Genomic DNA, 22,073 nt, shown 5'->3' on the forward strand with positions numbered 1-22,073 from the left:
GCGACAAAACAGAAGATTGCTCCGGCCGCACTAACCGCCTGAACCACGAAGTCGAAGAATCATGCGATGACCTCATACACCACATCCCTGGACTGGACCATGGATTTAGCGTTGAGTGCGGCCAAGTGTTGCAGTCTTTTTGAGTTTGCGGTGCCGGAACGTATGTAGGAAACCCTGATTGAGTGTACCCACTTGTGTGACTTAAGGCTGAAGCAGGAGTTTCGTGAGCCAGCAACAAGGCCGCAGTAAACCATGTTGGCCACGTGACGAATAGCGCGACGGTAGGTTGGCAGGACAGTAGCTGTTTTGTCTTTAACACCCATCTCGGGTACGTGCTGTGGCGTTACTGACCGGAACCGATGAACTGGTTCATACGGGTTGCACACCTCGTGTAGGTACATTGCGAAGGCTAACGGACTAGCGCGCTGCGCCATACAGTCGACTACCGAGCATGCCAAGGTCGCCGGTTCGACAGCGCAAGTCATAATTAGCGTGCTGTATTACAAGCATGCTACAAAGCAGTTCGGAGAAGTACTGATCTTGGCTGCGGTACTTATGCACGGCTCGAGCCGCCGATCATCCTCAATGAAGTGTGCATAACATTCGGTCGACTTAAATACAGGTGGTCTCATCACCGTGGAATGTAATGGTGTGTGTAGTTACTCTTGCCTGCTCGTCGCATAACTGGAGTAGCGACAGTCGTTGCCTATTCCTTATGCGGCGGTTCTGACATCGCAATCCTTAGACTGATTTGGTCGAAATGATATCAGTTGACGTCGATGGAAAGGTTGTTACAAGCTGAAGGAACAACGAACAAAGAGATGGGTTTCAGAAATCTACGATCTGCAGTCAACTACAAGCATGTACATGTCGTACCAGGTGATGACTCACTGTTGCTGCTGTCGCGAAATGGGAAGGCATGGTGCGTAGCATGCGAAGCGTGCGCGCATCGTTTGAGTAAACACTCGAAAGGCTGCGACAAGGGCAGTCAGATCAGTCGGCGAAGCAGATGGTCGAGTAGGCGACGTCGTTTCAGGAGTGGTTGTTTGACTGTACTGTGCAGATTGCTAAAATCGCCAGCGCGGTCATGTGTGTTGCGGCCGCTTATCACTGTGTGCGTCAGATGATGTTGTTCCCGCAGGATACCGTTGATAACTGTGCTGAGTGGGGCAAGCTGGCCACGACCAACCAAGTCGGGCAACACACTGTGCAGATCGCGGCCTTGAGCAGCAATAGCTATGAAGTACTGGAACCAGGATGCCAGTGTGATGGATTCCTAATACCAGGAGCATGGACATGTGTTGTCACACTTGTCTTCGTGGGTGCCGTCCTCGATCGTCTATGAGGCCGGGTTTGTTGAGTGGCCCCCGGTGCGGAGGTCGGGTGATTGCCAGCTAATCTGACGTGTCGTGCGCATCCTGGTGATCGGCTCTGGTGCCCGTGAACATGCACTGTTGCTGGCGTTTAGCAGAGACCCCCAGGTCACGGGGTTAATCATTGCTCCCGGCAATGCTGGCACCGCCCGGCTAGCCGAGCAACACGATGTCGACATTAGCTCCGGAGAAGAGATCGTTGCTCTGGCTCGCGATGTCCGAGCGGACATGGTGATCATCGGTCCCGAAGTACCACTGGTGCTTGGAGTGGCCGACGTGGTGCGTGCTGCGGGTTTCATCTGCTTCGGGCCTAGTAAGGAAGCGGCTCGCATCGAAGGCTCAAAAGCCTTCGCCAAGGAGATCATGGCAGCGACTGGTGTGCACACTGCCCGAAGTGAAATCATCGACAATCCAGCGCATTTGGATGTAGCTTTAGGCCGGTTTGGACCACCCGTTGGCGATCCAGCCTGGGTGGTGAAAGACGATTGCCTAGCGGCCGGCAAGGGCGTGGTGGTGACACCGGATCGCGATGTTGCACGCACCCACGCTGCGGTATTGCTGGAAGCCGGACACCCTGTCCTGTTGGAGTCCTATCTTGACGGTCCCGAAGTATCACTATTCTGTGTTGTTGACGGTCGAACTGTGGTGCCACTGCTGCCGGCTCAAGACTTCAAGCGGGTGGGTGAAGGCGACACCGGACCTAACACTGGTGGTATGGGCGCCTATGCGCCACTGCCATGGCTTTCCGACGAAGTTTTTCAACAGGCGGTCACCCGTATAGTCGAACCTGTTGTGGACGAACTTGTTCAGCGTGGAAATCCATTCTGCGGACTACTGTATACTGGTATCGTTATAACTGCCAGCGGGCCAGCGGTCGTTGAATTCAACTGCCGCTTTGGCGATCCGGAAACTCAAGCCGTGCTAGCCCTGCTGGATTCACCACTTGGGCAACTCCTCTACTCGGCATGCATTGGTACGTTAGCCGACTTCGGTGAGTTACGTTGGCGTTCAGGAGCTTCCGTTACTGTGGTGTTGGCGGCCGAAAACTATCCTGGACGTCCCCGAGTCGGAGATGTCGTCTTCGGCTCTGAAGCTGAGGGGGTATTGCACGCAGGAACCACTCGACGCGATGATGGCACGATTGTTTCGTCGGGTGGTCGGGTGCTATCGGTGGTGGCGACCGGGAATGACTTGTCCGCGGCGCGTGCACACGCGTACCGTATCGTTAGCTCAATTCGGTTGCTTGGTAGCCATTTCCGCAAGGACATCGGTCTGTCGGCGGCAGAGGGAAAGATCCTTATCTAGTAGTTAGACTTGAGAGAAGAAGCGAAAAATATTGCACTGAAATTTTTTCGATGGAATAACGGGAAAAACCTAGAAAGCTGCGGCTTGGCCACCCCGGCGGGGGTTGGTGGCTGCTCGGTAACCGTATTCGAAGCGCCAAATCGCCTGACAGCTGCTGAACATAGAATAGCTACCCGCGGCCACTGTATCATGTCCACGCCGCCAGAACTCATCCAGTGTTGCCTGCGGAAAACCTTGCTCGCAACTGATCTGGAGGACAGGTATCTAGAGTAGTCTTGTTTTTCGCAGGCTTTCTGAGGATTTTGGCCTTGTTCGGCTATGCGCACTAGGCCTTGCGCGTGACCTTTAGGTTGTATCGTGCCGCCCATCACCTCGAAGCTCATTACCGGCAAGCCGTCTTTGCTCACAAAGTCCGGGATGATTGTGTAGGAAGAATGTTTGCTAGGCCCAAGGTGGTTCGGATGTCCTTTATTAACAACAAAATTAGAACTACGATTGTGCAATGAAATTTCAGTTCCTGGTACCACCACACCGGAGCCAAAGCCCATGTAGTTCGACTGGATCATTGACACCATTATTCCGGCTGAGTCGGCGTTGGTCAGATATGCGGTACCCTATATTCGGAGTGCCGGCGGATGCTGGTTTCGCTTGCTTGCGGTCGATCAGTGTCGCACGCTGTTTCAGATACTCATTGTTCAGCAGGTGTTCCGGGCGAAGAGACATGTGGTTGATATAGACGATATAGGCCTGTGCGTGAGCGAAAGTCTGTTTGACTGTTTCGATATGCAGATGCACGCTGAATCAGCTGGACACGAAGATATATCGAAGTATTCCAAGATTCCCAGTGTGATCAATGCCATGATCTGGTATTTCGTGGATAGTGTATCCGTGCTAAATTTGGCTTGGTGTGTCAACCGAGTAGGAGCGATGAGCGGCAAGGTCACTGGCACGTATGACGCCGCGATTGGCCGTTGTATGCGCTTCTGGCTTGTCCACTGGTTCTCCGCGTTAGAACGCTTCACCGTTAGCTATGGTGATCAGCTTGAGGGTGGCCTGCTTGCGGGGGGAAAGAGAACAGCTTGCTGGACTTCGACACCTGCCCAGCCGGCAGGAACGCTTCAGCGAATCTTGGCTGGGCCACTAACAGTGGCCCCTGTGCTGCCCGCTGCTCCAGGATCGTTGACGAGGCCAGAAAACTGTTGCGGCTGTGATAGATCGATGCTTCAAAAAGTTTCTCAAACGGCAGCTTGCTAAACTTGGTGTGCACATCAACCCACGCTGACATGGCTCTAGGCGCTATAGCCGAATTCTAGCCGAGCTCGTGAACGCCGTTGTTGCCGAAATGCGCTAGCGTCCATGCCACAGGCGAGCGACCCGACGCGTTGAGTTCATGCAGTGATTTGGCCTTCCCAAACGATGGCGAAGGCGTCAGAGCCGATGCCATTAAACGTCGGTTACACCACAGGTTAGGGTGATAGCAGTGGCGGCGGTTGCATCGACAGTGCTGCCGCCCTCGGCGAGCATCCGAAGATTTGCTTGGGCGGCTAGTGGTTGAGACGTGCAAACAACGCTTATCTCTAAGAGTTCGGGTTTCGCGGCAAGGCGTCCGGAAAGGCCCAGCTGAAGGGCGTGCTCATCGCTGTATGCTTGTTTATAGCGTCCCAAACACCAGGTGTCCTGAAAAGAGAGGCTCGTCTGGCTGGTAAGTTGAGATTGCGGGTGATATCAACTTCCCAAATGGCACACTAACTCCGCCGCAGTGTTGAAGGTACAGCCGCGACAGTGCCTTAAGCCTTCAACAGCGGTGTTAGCCAGGTCAGTTCAGTCGGCAGCTGCGAGCTCCAGAAATCCCCATTATGCCAGCCGAGCGAGAAATCGCAGCCAGGCGGGTCGGGCAATTGAACTGTGAACTGTTTGGTTGCCGGGTAAATATAGATAGTTGCCGTCGCAATCGACTCGGATCGGGATGTACGTCAGTGAGGGCAGTCTGAACACAGAGTTCGCCAACCAATCGTTGGCCCCGTCGAATGAACCGGATGCGGCTGCTCCGGGGGACAGCCACAGTGCTGGGCTCACCGCGCAGATCGTCGCGGTACGTGCGGGTACCAGTCGGTTGCCGAGCAGCAGTATCCCGTAGTCGCCCATCGACCAGTCTAAAAAAGCTTACCTGGGAGGTATCGAGATGCTGCGTTTCCAGCAGTGGGATGAGCTCGTTCGGCACCATGGCTCTGCAGTCCTCGCCAGAAGCAGAAGCTCTTTTGTGCCACTAGTTGCCACCTCCGTCGACAGAGAACACCACAAACGGTGGTAACGTCGCGTCGACGGCTTGCGCCAAGCCCTGCTCGACGTCGCCAGCTATCACGCTGGGCACGTTGTAGCCCAAGTTGTGTAGTGTGATCATTGGTCGCAACGTTGTGGCCTGGCCGGTCGGGCGGGCGATCGTCTAGCTGGTCGTTACCCCCTTCACATGCTGACGACGCGAACAAGCTAGTTACTATAGTGGGTGTGTGTGGTCATCCCGAGTGGTGGGGCCGGCGCCATTGGCACCTGGGTGCCCGCTGCTGATACCAGCATTGCTTGTGATGTTCGGGGCTGGAACAATTATGTCAAGTGTGTATTGAGCCGATAGCCCCGGCGGCCATGTTGGCACTCAGACCGAGTACGGCGCAGCGGCTCAAATTGGTCATGCGGGCTATCATGCCATGGGTGTTTGACTAAAATGGCAATGCAATGTGGCGCTGACTAGCAGCGTCGGTAGCCATGATGGCAGCAGTTGCTCCAAAAGGAGAACGGTGACGGTATGCGCTGGTTAGCGTTGCTGCTGAGCTACTCGGCGAGAGCGGGTTCGAAGTGGTGTGACACCGAGCGGTCGCGCGACGGACTGGCCTGGCGTTGATGTCGATGACTTAGACTATATTCTTGTCTCTCGACGATTTTGATTGCGCGAACGGTTGAACAACATATCGGGATGATCGAGATTGCCTAGCTGCGTGCCCAGGTCAGTGCCTTGTCACGGCGTCAGGAGACTGAGACTACCGCTGAGGTATTGGTTGATCTGGCTGATGGGGGAAGCGTCGGATTCGAGGCTTGCCGAGCAACTGATCTCGTGATGGAATTCGCAGTATTGTTTATCTACCTGCGAGTATTGTTTATCTACCTGCGTTGTGGGAAGCCGTGTGCCGTAACCCGTGGTAGCGCGCCGAAGTTGTGGCCGGAACTATCGAGCGATCGAACTGTTCCGGGCCTATCGGGCTAGTGTGCGCACTAATCTGCGCGGTCGATGGTGCGGTGGTCTCGGCGCTGATGGAAGGGCAGGATCCGCGTGCTGTTGCGCTGGTTACTGTGACCGACCTTATCGGCATGCTCGCAACCCATCGACCAGCAAACTGGCAAGCATCTGATCCAGCTGGTTCCCCGAATTGTATTCGGACCGTGGGCATTTATTGTCAAAGCATCGTAGCGGAAGCTAAAGCAATTGTGGGACAAGTAGAAAGCGGGGTCGATCAGCAAGATCTGCCGGACGAGCTGCTCACCACCAAGGTCAGTTTACAGGAGCAAAGTCTACGAGCAGCGAAGGCGTCACGATGTAGTCGGTAGCGAAGTCGCCGTAGCGTAGATCGTCACACTGTGTGGGTAATATAGCGTCACGTAGGTGCAAACGACGATGTCCATCAGATTCTTGGCGCGGCGCAGCTCGCTCTTGCGCTACGCGCTCGCCACCTGCCGGCTCAGCTTGACCTAATGTGTCGTAACCAGCTCGATGACCGGCAATGCACAATGGCACTACTGCGTGGCCAAGGTCTTCGATGCTGTCCATCATCAACAACTCCGACTCGAGCTGGTACAGGCTGCGATCGGGTTTAGGCTTGCATTTTAATGTGCATGGTAGCTGGAACAATGCCACTGTTGTCGGATAGGAGTCGGCTTCGGTTGTGCGCCGCACAGCAGGTGACCAAGGGTTCATGTCAAGGTCCAGGGCTTGAGTCGGCCTCACCTCGTGTGGTAAATCAGCGAACTCGGGTTTGCGGCTGTTAGCAGGGTGCGCGCCGGCGTCGAACCAGTGGCAGTCACGGTTGGGTGCGGTCTCCGCTGATTACTGGTTGGTTTGGTTGGTTACCTACCAGCGACGCGTTGAAAACGACCAAGCAATCGACAGTTACGTAGGGCTATAAGGCGGCCAGTACCTCGGAGTTGTTGCGGACTGCGCCGATATGCACCAAACAACTGTCGCGATCGAGTATCGCGACACAGGTTAGGCTGTGATCTGCACAGGTGAGGTCCGCGCTCGCAAAGTACAGTAGGTCTAGAAGGTATGGTGATCTTGCGTGGATGCTGCTCCCGCTATGTAGCGCGAACCTCGACCGTAAGCTGTGCTTTTGTGAGTATTCCGAACGTTTTGGCTGGCCGATATGCCAGCGTTGAGTTAGTTGCGATCTGGTCGCCGAAAGCCAAGGTCATCGCAGAGCGGCAGTTGTGGCTGGCAGTGCTACGAGCGCAGGCGGAACTGGGTGTTCCGGTACCAGTTGAAGCGATCGCCGACTACGAGCGGGTGCTCAGTCAGGTGGATTTGACTTCGATCGCTGCTCGCGAACGTGTGCTGCGTCACGACGTCAAGGCCCGTATCGAGGAATTCAATGCACTGGCCGGTCATGAGCAGGTACATCAGGGGATGACCAGCCGTGACCTGACCGAGAACGTTGAGCAGCTACAGGTCCGGCGGTCGTTGGAATTGGTCTTTTGCCGCGGTGTGGCCGTAGTGGCGCGGCTGGCCGAACGCGCGGTGGCTTATCGCGACCTAGTGATGGTCGGACGCAGCCATAACGTCGCTGCGCAGTTCACGACATTGGGTAAGCGCTTTGCGTCCGCGGCGCAGGAAACGCTGATCGCGTTGACTAGACTGCGCGAGTTGATCGACCGTTACCCACTGCGCGGGATCAAAGGTCCGATGGGTACCGGGCAAGACATGCTCGACTTGCTTGGCGGTGACACTGCGGCACTTGCCGAACTCGAGCGAAAAATAGCTGAATTTCTGGGTTTCACAACTGTTTTCACCAGTGTTGGGCAAATATATCCACGTTCGCTCGACCACGATGTGATCTCAGCGTTGGTGCAGCTTGGAGCCGGACCTTCCTCGTTAGCGCACACCATTCGGTTGATGGCCGGGCATGAACTCGTCACCGAGGGCTTCACGCCGGGACAAGTTGGCTCGTCGGCGATGCCGCACAAGATAAACACCCGAAGCTGTGAACGGGTCAACGGGCTGCAAGTGGTGTTGCGCGGCTACGCTGCAATGGCAGCCGAACTAGCCGGTGCACAGTGGAGTGAGGGCGATGTCTTCTGCTCAGTAGTACGTCGAGTTGCGTTGCCGGACAGCTTCTTTGCTGTAGACGGGCAGATGGAGACATTTTTGACGGTGCTTGACGAGTTCGACGCCTACCCGACGGTGATCAGTCGTGAGCTGGACCGCTATTTGCCGTTCCTGGCCACCACCAAGGTATTGGTCGCGGCTGTGCGCGCTGGTATGGGTCGCGAGGCCGCTCACCATGTGATCCGGGAACACTCGATGGCCACGGTGCTGGCTATGCGAGAGCGCGGTGCCGACCCCGACTTGCTGGACCGGTTGGCTGCCGATACACGGTTGCCGCTGGACCGAGCGGCACTAGACGCCGCACTGGCCGATAAGAAGGCGTTCACCGGGGCCGCGGCAGACCAAGTCGACGAGGTGGCCGCGATGGTCGACAAACTGGTGGACCGCTACCCGGACGCGGCCAAGTACACGCCAGGAGCGATCCTGTGACGCTAACCGGTATGCTTCCGGGGATCGACTTCACCGATTTGGATAACTTTGCGCATGGTTTCCCGCATGAGCTGTTTGCTATTCATCGGCGAGCAGCGCTGGTTTACGTGGTACGAGCCGACCGACAACGACAATACCTATGCGGAAAAGCTTGTGGCGCTAAAGGACCCGGTGATACTTTCGTTGGTGGCTTGTGGTCAGTGAACGTTTGGCGGGAAGCTGTTGAAAGATCTGACGATTGCGGGCCAGGTGCTCAATATGATGGATGTCTCGTGGCGTTCGAAAATTCGGTTACTTGTGAGCTCTGGGCTGACACCGCCGATGATCCGCCGTGTCGAGGGTGATCTGCAGGTCTGTGAGTCCCGGCTACTGGACATAGTAGTGCCCGGTGAATTGTTCGACTTTCTGGTTGCCATTGCCACCGAACTGCCAATGCAGATGATCTGTATTCTGCTGGGAATAGGGAGATTTTGAACAACACTGATTTTTCGAGGTGATCGATTCTCAGTTTCACTTCGGCGGCTCGCGCAAGGCGTCTCTGTTACGGATATCTGTCTCGGAAAGTGACGTGGAGTCCTGGTTGCGGATGTACGTCTACGGCCAGGAGTTGATCGCGTCGAAGCGTACTTAGCTGACTGATGACGTGTTGTTGGTAGTCGTGAACGTGACGTTACGTGACCCAGTGATGCCGGCCTAGTCGGATCTCGGGCTGTATTTGTTCTTGAGCCTGTTGTTTAGCGCCGGTGGCAAAACGATGCGTAACGCGATCGCGGGGGGATTGCTGGCCGACTACCCCGAGCAAGTACATTCGCTACGTAAGTGTCTGGGTATGTTGCCGGCGACGATCGAGGAGATAGCGCGATAGACGTCGCTCTCCAAGCGAAACACATCTGCGTGCGACGTCACACTGGGCCGACAGTTGATCAAGGCCGAACAGAAAATAACAGATCTGAGAGGGTTCTGCTAGCCGTAATGACAGTGTGTTTGATCATGCCGATGCGTTAGACATTGACCAGAAACCTAATCCGCACTTGGTCTTCAGCCAGGGTGTGCACTATTGCCTGGACACCAATCTGGTCCGGTTGAAACTGTTGGGTGCTGTTCGACGGAGCTGCTATCGTGCTTCTACACGGTGCGGGTTGTACGGTCGGTCGAATGGACGCACAAGCAGCTGACATATTGGTATCCGGAACTTGGTTGTGGAACTGCTTGAGGGGCAGTGGCGATCAAGTTTGCCGATGTCGAGTTGGTGGCGTGGTTCTATTGTGGCCGCCGCCAGGTTGCTGCAGTTGTGGCGTAGGCTGATCAATTTATTGTGGCTGAGTCCAGTTAGTGAGTGATAGTGTGGTACCGGCCGATCGCAGTTCGAGTGCCGCCAGACCGCGGATGGTGCCGGGGTCTTCACGGCGCCACCCGCCGACAGGATCCACGCTTACGGCGGCTAGCTTGCTTGGCGACCGACGCGTCAATGCGCGTAGCGCTAGAAGTTGTTCTCCGGCTGGGGTCGCGGCCAGGGCGGTCACTGTCCATTTGTGCCGGAAAAACCGGAGCCGCAGGCACAGCCACGGCACCACCGCTGCTAAGATCGGCAACGTGGTGACCGCCAGCGCGAGCAACACGGCGAGCCAGCTCGCTGTGGTATCTAGGCTATGCACGGCATCTGCGATGTTGAGCGCGGCCGTACTGGCCAACGTCAGGGGTTTGCTCACAGCATTGCCCAGAACCGGGATGAGTTGCATGCCATGACTTGCTGATGCCAGATTGCCGGCGATCCCGTGCGCGCCGCTCTCGACTTGCGCGCCAGCATCGGCGATTGCCGAGATGGCGTTGTACACCGCTGCACTGACTAGAGTCCAGATCGCTGTCCATACGACGACGGTGATGTCGCTGAGCAGCTGGGCCGTCAGCCGGCCGGGGGTAGTAGCGTAAGGCACAAAACGCGAAGTCATAGCTCCGATCCCAGCACAGAACCGATCTGAAAGCCCGTTTCGGGGTGCCGGATAAGCTAGTCTGATGCGCCCCGTATTGTCTGACTACCGACATCTGACCAGCGGTAAGGTCCGCGAGATGTACCGCATCGACGACCAGCACCTCTTAATGGTTGCGTCGGATCGGATATCGGCGTTCGACTACGTTCTGGACAGCACGATTCCGGACAAGGGTCGTATCCTGACCGCGATGAGCGTGTTTTTTTTCAGCTTCGTAGACACCCCCAACCACCTAGCCGGGCCGCCCGACGACCCACGCATCCCCGAGGAGGTGCTTGGCCGCGCTCTGGTGGTTCGGCAGTTGGACATGTTGCCAGTGGAATGTGTAGCTCGCGGTTACCTGACCGGCTCTGGGCTATTAGATTATCAGACGACCGGGAAGGTGTGCGGCATCCCGTTGCCACCGGGGCTGGTCGAGGCCAGCAGGTTCGTTGCTCCACTGTTTACCCCGGCAACGAAAGCTACTCTGGGATATCACGACGAGAATATTTCTTTTGCTCAGATGATCGAGATGGTGAACGTGGTGCGGGCTAGCCAGCTGCGTGACCGCACGTTGCAGATTTACCTTCGGGTCGCTGATCACGCACTCAAGCATGGAATCATCATCGCTGACACCAAGTTTGAATTTGGTATCGATCGGGATGGTAATCTCCTACTGGCCGATGAGATCTTTACGCCGGACTCCTCGCGATACTGGTCGGCTGAAGACTATCGGGTCGGTCTGGTCCAGACCAGTTTCGACAAGCAGTTCGTCCGCAACTGGCTCACTAGCGCTGAGTCGTGCTGGGACCGTGCTGGCGCATTGCCTCCGCCGCCACTCCCGAATGATGTTATCGATGCTACCCGCCGACGCTATATCAATATCTATGAACGGATTTCAGGTATGAACTTCGACAATTGGATCGGTTCAAGAGCATGAAAAAGACTTCTATGGGCATACCCATACCGCCGATTGCCAAGCGTATGGAAACTCGTCGTGAGCATCACGGCGACGTTTTTTTCGACCCATACGAATGGTTGCGTGACAAGAATAATCCTGAAGTTGTCGCCTACCTCGAGGCTGAAAACGACTATGTTGATCAGATGACTGCTCACCTTAAGCCGTTGCAGCAGAGTATTTTCAATGAGATAAAGGCACGTACTAAAGAAACCGACTTGTCGGTGCCAATTCGCCAAGCCAACTGGTGGTACTACGCACGCACCTTCGAGGGTAAGCAGTATCGTGTACAGTGCCGCTGCCCGGTGACCGATCCCGATGGCTGGACTCCGCCAGCTCTAGATGAGAATACCGAAATACCCGGCGAACAGGTTTTGCTCGATTCAAATATCGAGGCTGAGGGTCACGACTTCTTTGCGCTGGGTACCTTCGTAGTCAGCCTGGATTCCAATCTACTAGCGTATTCTGTGGATTTTGTTGGAGACGAGCGATATACGCTGCGATTCAAAGATCTACGCACTGGAGAGCAGTACCCTGACGAGATCGCAGATATTGGCGCCGGAGCGATTTGGGCTGCTGACAACCGCACTGTATACTACCTGACCTTGGGTGAGGCCCAGCGTCCTGATACAGTGTGGCGGTATAGGCTTGGCTTTGGCGAACGGTCGGAGCAAGTTTATCACGAGGCTGATGAGCGGTTCTGGCTCGCGGTGGGACTCAGCCGAAGTGAGGCTTACGTATTTATAGCAGCCGGGTCGGCCATCACATCCGAGTGGCGCTACGCGGATTCGACTAATCCGGACGCGCAGTTCACCGTTGTGCTACCGCGGCGTGATGGCATCGAGTATTCGGTGGAGCATGCCCCTAGCAGTCTCGTCGGGGGACAAGACCGGTTTTTGATTTTGCATAATGACGGTGCGGTGAACTTCACGCTGGTAGAGGTCCCGGTTAGCGATCCAAAACAGCAGCACACCCTGATCCCGCATCGCGACGATGTTCGACTGTACGGTGCCGATGCCTTTGCCGGCCATCTAGTGGTCAGTTATCGGCGTGAGGCGTTGCCCCGAATTCAGTTGTGGCCTGTAAACTCTGATGGGAACTACGGGGAACCCCATGAGGTTTCGATCGACTCTGAGCTGATGTGGGTCAGCCTGGGAGACAATCCGAACTGGCTTTCACCCAAACTACGGATACGAGCAGGATCGTTTGTAATGCCGGTGCGTGTCTATGATATGGATTGGGTTACGGGTGAGCGAACATTGCTACGTGAGCAGCCTGTTCTTGGCGGCTACCGGCATGAGGACTATGTTGAGCGACGCGAATGGGCACAGGCGGATGATGGTACCCGGATTCCGGTATCGATCGTTCATCGTGCTGACATCCAGTTCCCTTCTCCAGCACTACTTTACGGCTACGGTGCATATGAGATTTGCACGGATCCGTGCTTTTCTATACCGCGGCTGTCGTTGCTGGATCGGGGAATGATTTTTGCCATAGCCCATGTTCGGGGTGGCGGTGAAATGGGACGGCTGTGGTACGAGCATGGCAAGCTCTTGGAGAAGAAGAATACGTTCACCGACTTTGTAGCGGTGGCAACATATCTGGTGGAATCTGGACAGACTCGACCGCAAGAGTTAGTAGCATTGGGCGGCAGCGCTGGCGGTTTGTTGATGGGAGTGGTGGCCAATATAGCACCGGATCTTTTCGCCGGAATCATCGCACAAGTGCCTTTCGTCGATCCACTGACCACGATTCTTGATCCTTCGCTGCCGCTGACCGTGACGGAGTGGGATGAATGGGGAAATCCACTGAGTGACAGCGATGTCTATTCATATATCAAATCTTATTCGCCTTATGAGAACGTCGAAGCTAAACAGTACCCTGCTATCTTGGCTATGGCGTCACTACACGACACCAGGGTCTACTACGTGGAATCAGCGAAGTGGATTGCGGCGCTGCGGCACACGAAGAGCAAAGGAAATCCGGTGTTGTTGAAAACCCAGATGGTTGCGGGACACGCTGGTGTTAGCGGACGCTACAAGGCGTGGCAGGAAACTGCGTTTCAATATTCATGGCTGCTAGCTACCGCCGACAGCAACCGCTACCGTAGCAGCGAAGTATACGACTTCGGTGACGGTGCACAGAAGTAGCCGCGTTGCTATCTTACTTAGGTGGATCAGACATTCATGCGGCGTAGGCGTTTGGCCGGAAACATGGCCAATATCAGCACCAGCAAGCACACGGCCGACGCTATCCAGGTAACAGGAAGTAACAAGCCGGTAGCGCCCAGTAGTTCGAGCACCTCGGTGATGTCGATCAGCAGAACAGGATACGGGCAACGCGGGCGGCACGATCGCGATCAGACCGTGTTTGCATCGGTTATGCGAAGTGCGCCATTCCAATTAGCAAAAACATAGCTACCAAACCCACGGTCAGCGCCGCTGTCCAGTTGTTGACAAACATCCACGCCTAGCCAGCCGGCGGTTCTGATGGCAATGTTGCCCACTAGCAGGGTGACCAATGGAGCCATCTCATCATTCAACTCACATCTATCTAGTCACTATCAAATTCACGCGCTATACTATAATTATATTAACAGTTCGGTCTATCGTGATGGCGATTTCCGAGCTGTTTTTCTGACCGAAACCGCCCTGGCGGCAAAGTATGGTGCCTATCGGTCTCGTTGCGTGAATTAGTCCGGGATGCAGGCGTGTCATATGTTGAGCCTGCGCATCATTTCACCGATCGTTGAGGTCTCTTCACCGCACTCGCGACGCAGGGATTTCAGCTACTCGTCAAGACGTTCGTAGCTGATAGACTACAGTTGGTCGATATTGCCGAGGCTCATGTGCGGTTTGCTATCGAGTATTCTGGCCACTACCCGGTGATGTTCAACAGATCCCTACTCGATGTCTTAAGCGACGAACTTGTCTCCGAAACTGCTGACGGAGCCGGACTGTCTCACTGAGTAGCGATGCTGCGGGACTGCAACGCATACGCTGATACCGCTGACGTTCAGCTAGCTTCTTGATCTCTGGTACAAGGTTTTTCGATGTTGTGACTAAAAGCAACAATAAATACTCAAGTAAGATGGATGGATCCGATGGACGCCGTCACGCTGATCGCGACGATGTTATGCGAAGAGTAAGCAGAATTAATCGGTAGGCGTTAGTGTTTGGTTAGGGGACTTCATTCATAAGAAACGTAGCTGTAATGATGGTGGACGGTACCAACGCGATCACTAGAGCCAACATTGAGGCGTAGGCGTGTTACAGGTGTTGCAGTACAATGCTCGAGAAATCGAATGTGAGAGTCTGTCCTGGAATTGCTGATGGGAGTTAATCGGAACCCTGCATCTGGCGCTATTGTGTTCAGCGATCTTGAGATTATTTTCTGCTGTGAGGTTTTCGATTCAGTTGAACTGATTAGTCAGCGCTACCGATATCAACGCGGTTCCTATCGAGCCGCTCACTTGCTTGGTGACGCTAATCAGCGTCGTGCTGTGGGCGATCTGGTGTGGCGTGAGCTCCTGGACAGACGACCCGGGTAGTGGCATCATAGCGCAGCCCATGTTTATTAGTGTCTGCTCGACCAGCAGTGTAGGAGTATAGTTAGTCTTCCTTGCGACACCGAAGGTGAATGTGCCTAAACTTCCAAAGTATCAGCGTGAGATCTAACAACACGCTCTTGTCTGGTCTCCATTTTGGCCATGAAGCGTTCGGCAAGTGGCATCGTTAGCCATGTAGCCGGCCATGGCCCATGCGACGATGGCTTGGGTAAGATCGGAATGGACTATAATAAAGCGCGTTGCGCGACGCTGATGCTCAGCATCACCATGTCTGAGGGCAGCACACAGATGTCCGAGATTTGGAGGAGCCCGGCATCCTGATTGTCTGGATAGTGGCCGCCGCCGGCCCCCACCACTTGCGTAGTGGTGGATTGCGGAGTGTCGGTCGATGCGGGATGTGTTTCGTGCATGGCATTGCCGGGTATATCGGTACCGGTTGTCAGTACCGACGCTGGTAGGCACTTGCTGACCAGCCGTGAATCTGGTTGTCCGTTAGTGCCGATATCCATGCTCGGCTAAGCGTCCTTGTGCCGAAACGATACCTCGGTGCTGTAACAGAGTTGGATGTATACTTGCTTTCTAGGTGTGCTTCACCGTCTCGGCGTGTCAGGGGTGTGTCCGGAAAACTGATCATGTCGGTCTTGGGGATCGCGCCTTGGCCGACGTCGACACATTCTGCACGTAGATAGATGCCAGCTTGGTGTTGTTGCTGGTTGCTCCCCGACTCAGCGGTGCCTACCGGTTAGCCTGAGATCCGCACACCGTCGAGTGGTTGACTGCCCCACGGTCCGGTGGCGACGTTATCGTGCTGCACGGTTATGACGATGCGGCCATCAAGAAGCGGCGTGGCGAGTTCGCAGTGCTACATGCGCATGGGATTAACCTGCGGTTGATAACTGCTTACCGGGTGCTAGAGCACTTCGGTTTCCGTACATGGCTATTTGTGACACCGGGCTGACTGGTGTCTTCCGGCGTTGTTAAGATTTTGTTGTGGAATCATTTCCGATTGTTGGCTGATCTTTCATGGTGTCGCAGGCCTGGCACGGCATAAGACTGTCTGCGCTCGCGTGTTGGATATCGGAGAAGGCTTCTGGAGGAGTCGTTGTGCTGTTGGCTGAGTGGATCGCACTCCGCGGCGGTTTATATTGGACGCCGTCGGCCTCCTGGCTTCAATGCACCGTTTTAAGGCGACGGTGTGTAAATGACAGCCACATAAAATCGTCCTCGACGCCGCTTGATAGAAGGGCCGCTACCCTGTACCGATATTAGTGATTTTTCAGCTAAGTCGGCAAGGTTGACAGTTAACGTCATTGTTGTCGGTGTCGGACTCGCTGACCTGGCAACCGTCTGAGAACTGGTGAATTGCGGGCTACGGGTGCTCATCTTCGGCTAGGATAACAGTGCCGATATGGATGGTTAGGTATTTGCTCACTTGGCGACTCGTTCTTCGTCGACAGTCCAGAATAACGCCACCAGGGTATCCGTCGGTTGCGGGCCCTTCAACGACATCACGTAGTCACAGCTAGAGGATGACCGCGCGTTCTTCGGGCAGTATCTGAAAATCGGTGCTAGTCATCTCGGCAAACCGGCTATAGTAAATGTCTCTCGCATCGGGAGTGATGATTCCCTGATGGATGGGCACTGCGCGTGCCGGTGCCACCGCCCGCAGATAGTCGATCGCTTCGGCAATTTTCATCCACGGGGCCGCTGTCGGATTGGCTAATATGTCCACCGGTTCGTCAGGAACGAACAGTGCGTCACCGGGATGCATCAACCTGGCAGGGTGGTCGCTGTCGCCGATAAGATACGAGAGGTTTTCTATTACTGGAACTTCCGGATGGATAACCGCGTGCTGTCCGCCGACAGCCCGGACGGTTAGTTCGCCAATCGACAGTTTGTCGCTGACGTGCATTGTCTGACACGGTGCACCTAGCTGCCTGCTGGTCTGCGGGTCTGCGTACAGCAGCGCATCCGGGTTGGCTTCGAGCAGCGATGGCAGCCGGGTGACGTCGATGTGGTCGGGATGTTGATGGGTAATCAGGATCACGGACAACCCGGTTATTCCCTCGAAACCGTGCGAGAACGTGCCGGGATCAAAGAGGACGGTTGTGTGGTCGAACTCGGCGAGCAAGCAGGAATGGCCGAAATGCGTTAGTTGCATGTCAACGATTTTGCCTATGGATGGTGGCGATGCGGGTGATCTTGGTCGTGATCCTGGTGATTGGTGGCGTAACGCCGGCGGGTGTAGCGGTGCTACCCACGCAGGTAGCGCCGTACGGTTTGCCGGTAGAGTTGGCGTCGATTGATTTGATCTGAAGAGGAGCGTCCGTGGCCCGAGTGGTCGTGCATGTGATGCCTAAAGCGAAAATTCTCGACCCGCAGGGTCAAGCTATTGTCGGTGCACTGGGGCGGCTCGGCCATACTGGTATCTCAGATGTCCGTCAGGGAAAGAGGTTTGAGCTAGAAGTCGATGATACAGTTGATGACTCCGAGCTCGCCGAGATCGCGGAGTCGTTGTTTACGAACACCGTGATTGAAGACTGGACGATAGCCCGGGAGTCGTAGTGACCGTGCGGATCGGTGTGATCACTTTTCCGGGGACACTTGACGACGTGGATGCCGCACGCGCGGCATGTCATGTCGGCGCCGAGCCGGTCGGCCTGTGGCATGCCGACGCCGACCTCAAGGGTGTCGACGCCGTGGTGATACCCGGCGGGTTTTCCTACGGTGATTACCTGCGGGCCGGTGCGATCGCTAGATTTGCCCCGGTAATGACTGAGGTTATCACTGCCGCGCGGCACGGCATGCCGGTATTAGGAATCTGTAATGGTTTTCAGGTGCTCTGTGAGACGGGCCTGCTGCCGGGAGCTCTTACGCGCAACGTGGGTTTGCATTTCATCTGTCGTGATGTGTGGATGCGGGTGACGTCGAACTCGACGGCGTGGACATCACGTTTCAAGTCCGACGCTGATCTGCTGGTGCCGCTGAAGTCCGGCGAAGGACGCTACGTGGCATCTGAGAAGGTGCTTGACGAGCTAGACGGCGAGGGCCAGGTGGTGTTCCGATACCACAACAACATCAACGGGTCGCTGCGCGACATCGCCGGCGTTAGTTCAGCCAGTGGCCGGGTTGTCGGATTGATGCCGCATCCTGAGCACGCTATCGAAGCGCTGACCGGCCCCTCCGATGACGGGCTCGGCCTATTCTATTCAGTCTTGGATGCCGTGCTGGCTGCGTGAGTTAAAATCAGCCGGCGTCACGGAGCGGCGGCTGCGTCGTCGCGCGGTAACTCGGCAACCGTCGTCAACACAGTGAAGAAATCGATTGTGGCCGCCAAGGTGCTATTGGGGAAGGAAGCGAAGTCCTCGAACCGGATGTGATCTCGGATCCGCTGGGAACTGCACGCGATTGCGGTGACTTCGCGGTTGTGTTGATTTCACATATCGGCGAACTGCGTTAGTCGGATGCCATTGGCGGTGGGAAAGACACATGCCGGGAAACCCGAATTGTGAATATGTCGCTGTGCCAGCGAGAGATCCCGAGGTGCATATGCAGTCGCCAGGGATAGGCATTGGCGACAATGAAGAATTCGCCATCGTGCTGGTCGCGAAAATACCGCCGCCCGCGGGTGCGTAGGTAGTGCTCGATCAGCTCAGCGGACAGCGGATCACACACTGACTCACTCATGGGAGTTATACTTATATTGGCGGATCCTTAGGAGCCGAGGCGGGGTATCGAGGAATTTGTTGATAATCTGCTGGTCTATGTGCACTCACATTACCCAAGCGTGGGTCACTAATTCGAAGAGCGGGCTTGCCCACAATGCATTGTCGTCGGCTACATTCGCGCCACTATCGTTACACTCCAACGCCTCTATGACTGATTGAGTGACTTGCTCATACCACTGCGCCAGTTCGACGGGGTAGTCGGTGTAGCTGCCATTTTCGCATATAATCGATCCTTTGACTGTCGGGACATCGGTGATCCTGTCGAATTCCTGTCGGTCTGGCTTGCCAAGGCACGCGGCGGTTGGTGCGTTCAATGGTGGTGTACAGCTTCACCCAGCGCTTACCCAGATAGACCTCGTCCAGCGAGTGCCACGGGTAACGGCCGGCTAGGTTTGTCTCCCCAAAGGGCCTTGAACTCCGGGGAAGGACGGGAGAGTGCAGCGTCTAGAAGGCGATGTGGGCGGGAACACCGGCGTCGTGGGACAGCGCGACAAACGAGGTTACTTTACCCTTGCAAAAGATGACCTTGTGCTCGATCATGTTGCTCGCCCGGCAATAATGCCCTGGGTGAGGGAACGAAATGACGTGAGGATATCGTAGGGAAAGTCGCGAATGTCGTACGTATATGCTTTTGATCCGATCGGTCTCCGACACCGCGTCCTACACCAAGGCTGCTGTGGTCGTGCGAACGAATAGATGGTCGACATCGAAATAGTTGGTGGGCGTCAGATAGCGATCTCTGTCGTGTGTCAGGAACGATTTCATTTTGTTTTGTTGCGTGAAATTGATGTCACGACTGACGATATCTAGAGATTCGGATTAGGATACGTGCAGAATCGTGCAGAGGAAATGGTCGATTCCGCAGTCTTGGTATCCGTGTATGCACTTCACGCAACTGTTGGGTGATTCGGTGATTATCCCCGCTTGGAGCATAGACAGAGTTCTGTATAAATTCGGTCTTGCTGCTTGACAGATTTGGTGGGTGTAACGCAGGATCGTCATAGACAAACGCAGGATGTCCAGGTAGCGCCTGACTGATTCGCATGTTCAGGTGCGACGGTTTCGACGTTGGATTACCTTTGCTGTGGCTACTACCATCGCACATTCACGCCTTGTGTGGACTGGGCGGCGATGTGTTGGATACAAAGGTCGTCTTCTTCGCCGATCTACAACTGAGGATGCGACCGCTGGACCGGCAGCGGTTCGCACACGAGTATGAACCGACCGATATAGGTGGGGTATGGCTGGTTCATACCACCCAAATCATCTGTAGCGACTCGTCGGGCGTGGAAACTCAGTTGTGTACCCGGGGAAACGGAATACTGTAGGTAGCGAATTCGCGCTTAAACCAGCCGGCACTTAATCTCAGATCTAGCCAAGCTCTTGGAAATCACGTCCAACGTAGTGGCCGTCTTGGCGAATATCGAAGGAGGTCGGTAAGAATTACGCAGCACGCTGGTGCCGAGATACAGTCAAGTGGTGTCGCTGGCCAGTGTGTTCAGCGTCGTCTAGCTTTCTAATAGGTGCAGTTAACTAGGGCGTAAATGATTATTCACTTTATCCAGGTTGACAGTTATGTCGGTGTCCTTCACGTATTCGTTCGGACTTAACGTGAGGAACTGGTCACACACCCAAACGGAATGAAATCTGTATTTCCGTCATTTGCTAGACTCGAACTATATTGGGATAGGTGCTTACCGTCAGACCATTGGTTGTTAGCGCCAATATGAGCTCAATGTGAGGGCTCGTTGATAGTGGTCCACAGCAACGTTCATGTGCAATCTCGCCTTTCGGTAATTCCAGTGCCTAGCTCGTACATTGTTCGGAGTAATGTGACAGAAAATCGGTAAAACTCGGAACGGTAGTGGAACTCCACCAACTAAAGGGGCTGGTTGTCAGCGGTGTAGCTGATGCGCTCGAGCACCAACACGGGTGATCCCAACGGCAAATCCAATGCGGCGGCCCCGTCCAGGGATGCGCCGGCGGCATGGATATCATGGTTGGCTCGGGCAATGTGGACTCCTAGGCGTTTCTCCCACATCGTGTAGCTGGTTTCCGTCGCGTTCGTGGTTACCGCATCGGGTGCAGTCGACACCAACGGCTCGACAGCTTCACTCAGCCCCGGCGGAAGATAGAAGGTAACCAGGGCTAGAGATTGGTCTCCGTCTCGATAGTGCCGGTGAATGCATAAGATGTTGACCAGGAACAGTTTTCGTCGATCCGTTGCGGCGCTTGATCTATGCGATGGGGTAGCACATCTTCCTCTAGAGTAATGCCAGAGTTCGACAACGCCTCAGGGAGCGTGCGCAAACCGGAACCCAGTTTCTGTTTCATCGGGTTGGCGACGAACATGCCCAGACCTTGTCGATGAATCAGCCATCCTTGGCGTTTGAGGAGTCCCATTGCCGCACGCGCGGTCACCCGGTTCAAACCGGACCGCTCGATCAACTCCCGCTTGCTGGGCAGAAGCCCGCCGCGGAGGTAGGCGCTGTTGGACGGTTGCCGCCTTGAGCGCTTCGACTAGCTGGGTACTTGCGGGCATGCTGACGCGCGATATCCGAAGCATAACTGCTTGCCGTCTGCTATCAGAATCTTAGGTCTCATTAGTGGAGCGGCCTCAGACTGATGAATACCATGATACGTATTGAAGGCCTTAGTATAAGACTTCAACGGTGGCTGCTCGTTTCGCGGTTCACTCATGCGCAGACGATGCAGGGATGCCATCTATGCCGCCATCGATCGCGGTCAGAGCTCGGTTCACGCTCCTGCTTGAATCCGGGACGGCGTTGCGCGCTCTCCTCGAAGGGATGGCCAGACCAAAGCACGCCGAAGACGGGTGGTGTTTTACGTGGCCGTTGACGGGGATGATTTGGCACTGCTCGAACGCTATCGCAGCTGTGGCACACTCGAAGGGCATCGTACCTCAAAACATTAAGCACCCTACTGAGGGTAGTTTAGTGGATTGCTGGCCAAGCCGGTCGAGGTGACCAGATGCACCGTACTCGATTAGGCGTAGCTTAGCGTCATTACTGCTCAGGCGGATTCACCACGTTAGCCCCTACATGCTGAGCGTGATTACGATTTTTGCAGGTGCGCCGGAGTCCGGGTTTTTCTTTCGCTTGGCCCTCAAGACCAGCGGCCTAGAGATTTCGCAAGCGCGCGTTTCTATATAGCGATGTGCCGGTGCAACTGGCATTTTGTGTACCCTCGTGGTCATGTCATCGATGCTGGTGTGATCAAGGGTGTGCTGAGTGTGGAGGTCAACTAGCTAGTGCACTGCGTCATAAGGATGACTGCCAATCGTAAAGGTTACGTCAATATCGGAAATAACTACATCGCAAATCATTTTGTTCATAAACGTAATGTTGTACGGGCTG

At 55.2% G+C, this 22,073-nt stretch carries 11 protein-coding genes and 7 pseudogenes; 11 read left to right on the forward strand and 7 right to left on the reverse strand.

Annotation, left to right across the window (positions count from 1 at the left end; translation table 11 throughout):
- Positions 1 to 1,036: 1,036 nt before the first annotated feature.
- Together MUBE_RS20235 and purD are read left to right on the forward strand one after the other, a co-directional pair.
- A pseudogene (locus MUBE_RS20235) lies at positions 1,037 to 1,345 on the forward strand (PPE domain-containing protein); the annotation flags it as partial.
- Between the two features lie 64 nt (positions 1,346 to 1,409).
- On the forward strand, positions 1,410 to 2,678 hold the full coding sequence (gene purD, locus MUBE_RS08615) for a phosphoribosylamine--glycine ligase (RefSeq protein WP_116540216.1): 1,269 nt from the start codon (positions 1,410 to 1,412) through the stop codon (positions 2,676 to 2,678).
- A gap of 69 nt (positions 2,679 to 2,747) precedes the next feature.
- On the opposite strand, the pseudogene MUBE_RS08620 reads toward purD, so the two are convergent.
- Together MUBE_RS08620 and MUBE_RS08625 are read right to left on the reverse strand one after the other, a co-directional pair.
- A pseudogene (locus MUBE_RS08620) lies at positions 2,748 to 4,315 on the reverse strand (gamma-glutamyltransferase family protein).
- A 150-nt stretch (positions 4,316 to 4,465) separates the two neighbouring features.
- Positions 4,466 to 5,377: pseudogene (locus MUBE_RS08625) on the reverse strand (alpha/beta hydrolase).
- Positions 5,378 to 5,483: 106 nt separating this feature from the next.
- Here MUBE_RS08625 and MUBE_RS08630 point away from each other — a divergent pair.
- The 3 genes and pseudogenes from MUBE_RS08630 to MUBE_RS08645 all read left to right on the forward strand — a co-directional run.
- Positions 5,484 to 6,047: pseudogene (locus MUBE_RS08630) on the forward strand (TetR/AcrR family transcriptional regulator); the annotation flags it as partial.
- Positions 6,048 to 7,056: 1,009 nt separating this feature from the next.
- Positions 7,057 to 8,475, forward strand: coding sequence for an adenylosuccinate lyase (gene purB, locus MUBE_RS08640; protein ID WP_116540217.1), 1,419 nt, complete (start codon positions 7,057 to 7,059; stop codon positions 8,473 to 8,475).
- A pseudogene (locus tag MUBE_RS08645) lies at positions 8,472 to 9,695 on the forward strand (cytochrome P450 family protein); the annotation flags it as partial. The gene purB and the pseudogene MUBE_RS08645, both read left to right, overlap by 4 nt.
- A gap of 90 nt (positions 9,696 to 9,785) precedes the next feature.
- Here MUBE_RS08645 and MUBE_RS08650 read toward each other — a convergent pair.
- Positions 9,786 to 10,424, reverse strand: a complete 639-nt coding sequence (locus MUBE_RS08650; protein WP_116540218.1) for a hypothetical protein — start codon at positions 10,422 to 10,424, stop codon at positions 9,786 to 9,788.
- Between the two features lie 64 nt (positions 10,425 to 10,488).
- Here MUBE_RS08650 and MUBE_RS08655 point away from each other — a divergent pair, with 64 nt between their 5' ends.
- Together MUBE_RS08655 and MUBE_RS08660 are read left to right on the forward strand one after the other, a co-directional pair.
- The gene (locus MUBE_RS08655) at positions 10,489 to 11,382 is read left to right on the forward strand and encodes a phosphoribosylaminoimidazolesuccinocarboxamide synthase (RefSeq protein WP_116540219.1); all 894 of its coding nucleotides are present in this window, start codon (positions 10,489 to 10,491) and stop codon (positions 11,380 to 11,382) included.
- Complete coding sequence (locus tag MUBE_RS08660) at positions 11,379 to 13,550, forward strand: S9 family peptidase (RefSeq protein WP_116540220.1); 2,172 nt, start codon at positions 11,379 to 11,381, stop codon at positions 13,548 to 13,550. The genes MUBE_RS08655 and MUBE_RS08660 overlap by 4 nt, the downstream gene beginning before the upstream one ends.
- 1,642 nt (positions 13,551 to 15,192) lie before the next feature.
- On the opposite strand, the gene MUBE_RS08680 is transcribed toward MUBE_RS08660, so the two are convergent.
- A complete protein-coding gene (locus MUBE_RS08680; protein WP_116540222.1) occupies positions 15,193 to 15,477 on the reverse strand; it encodes a hypothetical protein in 285 nt (94 codons plus the stop codon).
- Between the two features lie 74 nt (positions 15,478 to 15,551).
- Between MUBE_RS08680 and MUBE_RS17865 the strand changes: the two are divergent.
- Positions 15,552 to 16,111, forward strand: a pseudogene (locus tag MUBE_RS17865) (DUF2334 domain-containing protein); the annotation flags it as partial.
- Positions 16,112 to 16,490: 379 nt separating this feature from the next.
- On the opposite strand, the gene MUBE_RS08690 reads toward MUBE_RS17865, so the two are convergent.
- On the reverse strand, positions 16,491 to 17,129 hold the full coding sequence (locus MUBE_RS08690) for an MBL fold metallo-hydrolase (protein WP_116540223.1): 639 nt from the start codon (positions 17,127 to 17,129) through the stop codon (positions 16,491 to 16,493).
- Positions 17,130 to 17,158: 29 nt separating this feature from the next.
- Between MUBE_RS08690 and MUBE_RS19000 the strand changes: the two genes are divergently transcribed.
- The 3 genes from MUBE_RS19000 to purQ are packed head-to-tail and all read left to right on the forward strand — an operon-like array spanning position 17,159 to position 18,207.
- A complete protein-coding gene (locus tag MUBE_RS19000; protein ID WP_279386701.1) occupies positions 17,159 to 17,284 on the forward strand; it encodes a hypothetical protein in 126 nt (41 codons plus the stop codon).
- Positions 17,285 to 17,296: 12 nt separating this feature from the next.
- Positions 17,297 to 17,533, forward strand: a complete 237-nt coding sequence (purS, locus tag MUBE_RS08695) for a phosphoribosylformylglycinamidine synthase subunit PurS (RefSeq protein ID WP_116540224.1) — start codon at positions 17,297 to 17,299, stop codon at positions 17,531 to 17,533.
- The gene (purQ, locus tag MUBE_RS08700) at positions 17,533 to 18,207 is read left to right on the forward strand and encodes a phosphoribosylformylglycinamidine synthase subunit PurQ (protein ID WP_116540225.1); all 675 of its coding nucleotides are present in this window, start codon (positions 17,533 to 17,535) and stop codon (positions 18,205 to 18,207) included. Before purS ends, purQ begins: the two co-directional genes overlap by 1 nt.
- A 217-nt stretch (positions 18,208 to 18,424) precedes the next feature.
- Here purQ and MUBE_RS17870 read toward each other — a convergent pair whose 3' ends face one another.
- Positions 18,425 to 18,655, reverse strand: coding sequence for a hypothetical protein (locus MUBE_RS17870; RefSeq protein WP_243632952.1), 231 nt, complete (start codon positions 18,653 to 18,655; stop codon positions 18,425 to 18,427).
- 1,812 nt (positions 18,656 to 20,467) lie between these two features.
- Positions 20,468 to 21,262 (reverse strand): annotated as a pseudogene (locus tag MUBE_RS08720) (GntR family transcriptional regulator).
- Between the last annotated feature and the right edge of the window lie 811 nt (positions 21,263 to 22,073).

The sequence above is a fragment of the Mycobacterium uberis genome, assembly GCF_003408705.1.
Taxonomy (GTDB): Bacteria; Actinomycetota; Actinomycetes; order Mycobacteriales; family Mycobacteriaceae; genus Mycobacterium; species Mycobacterium uberis.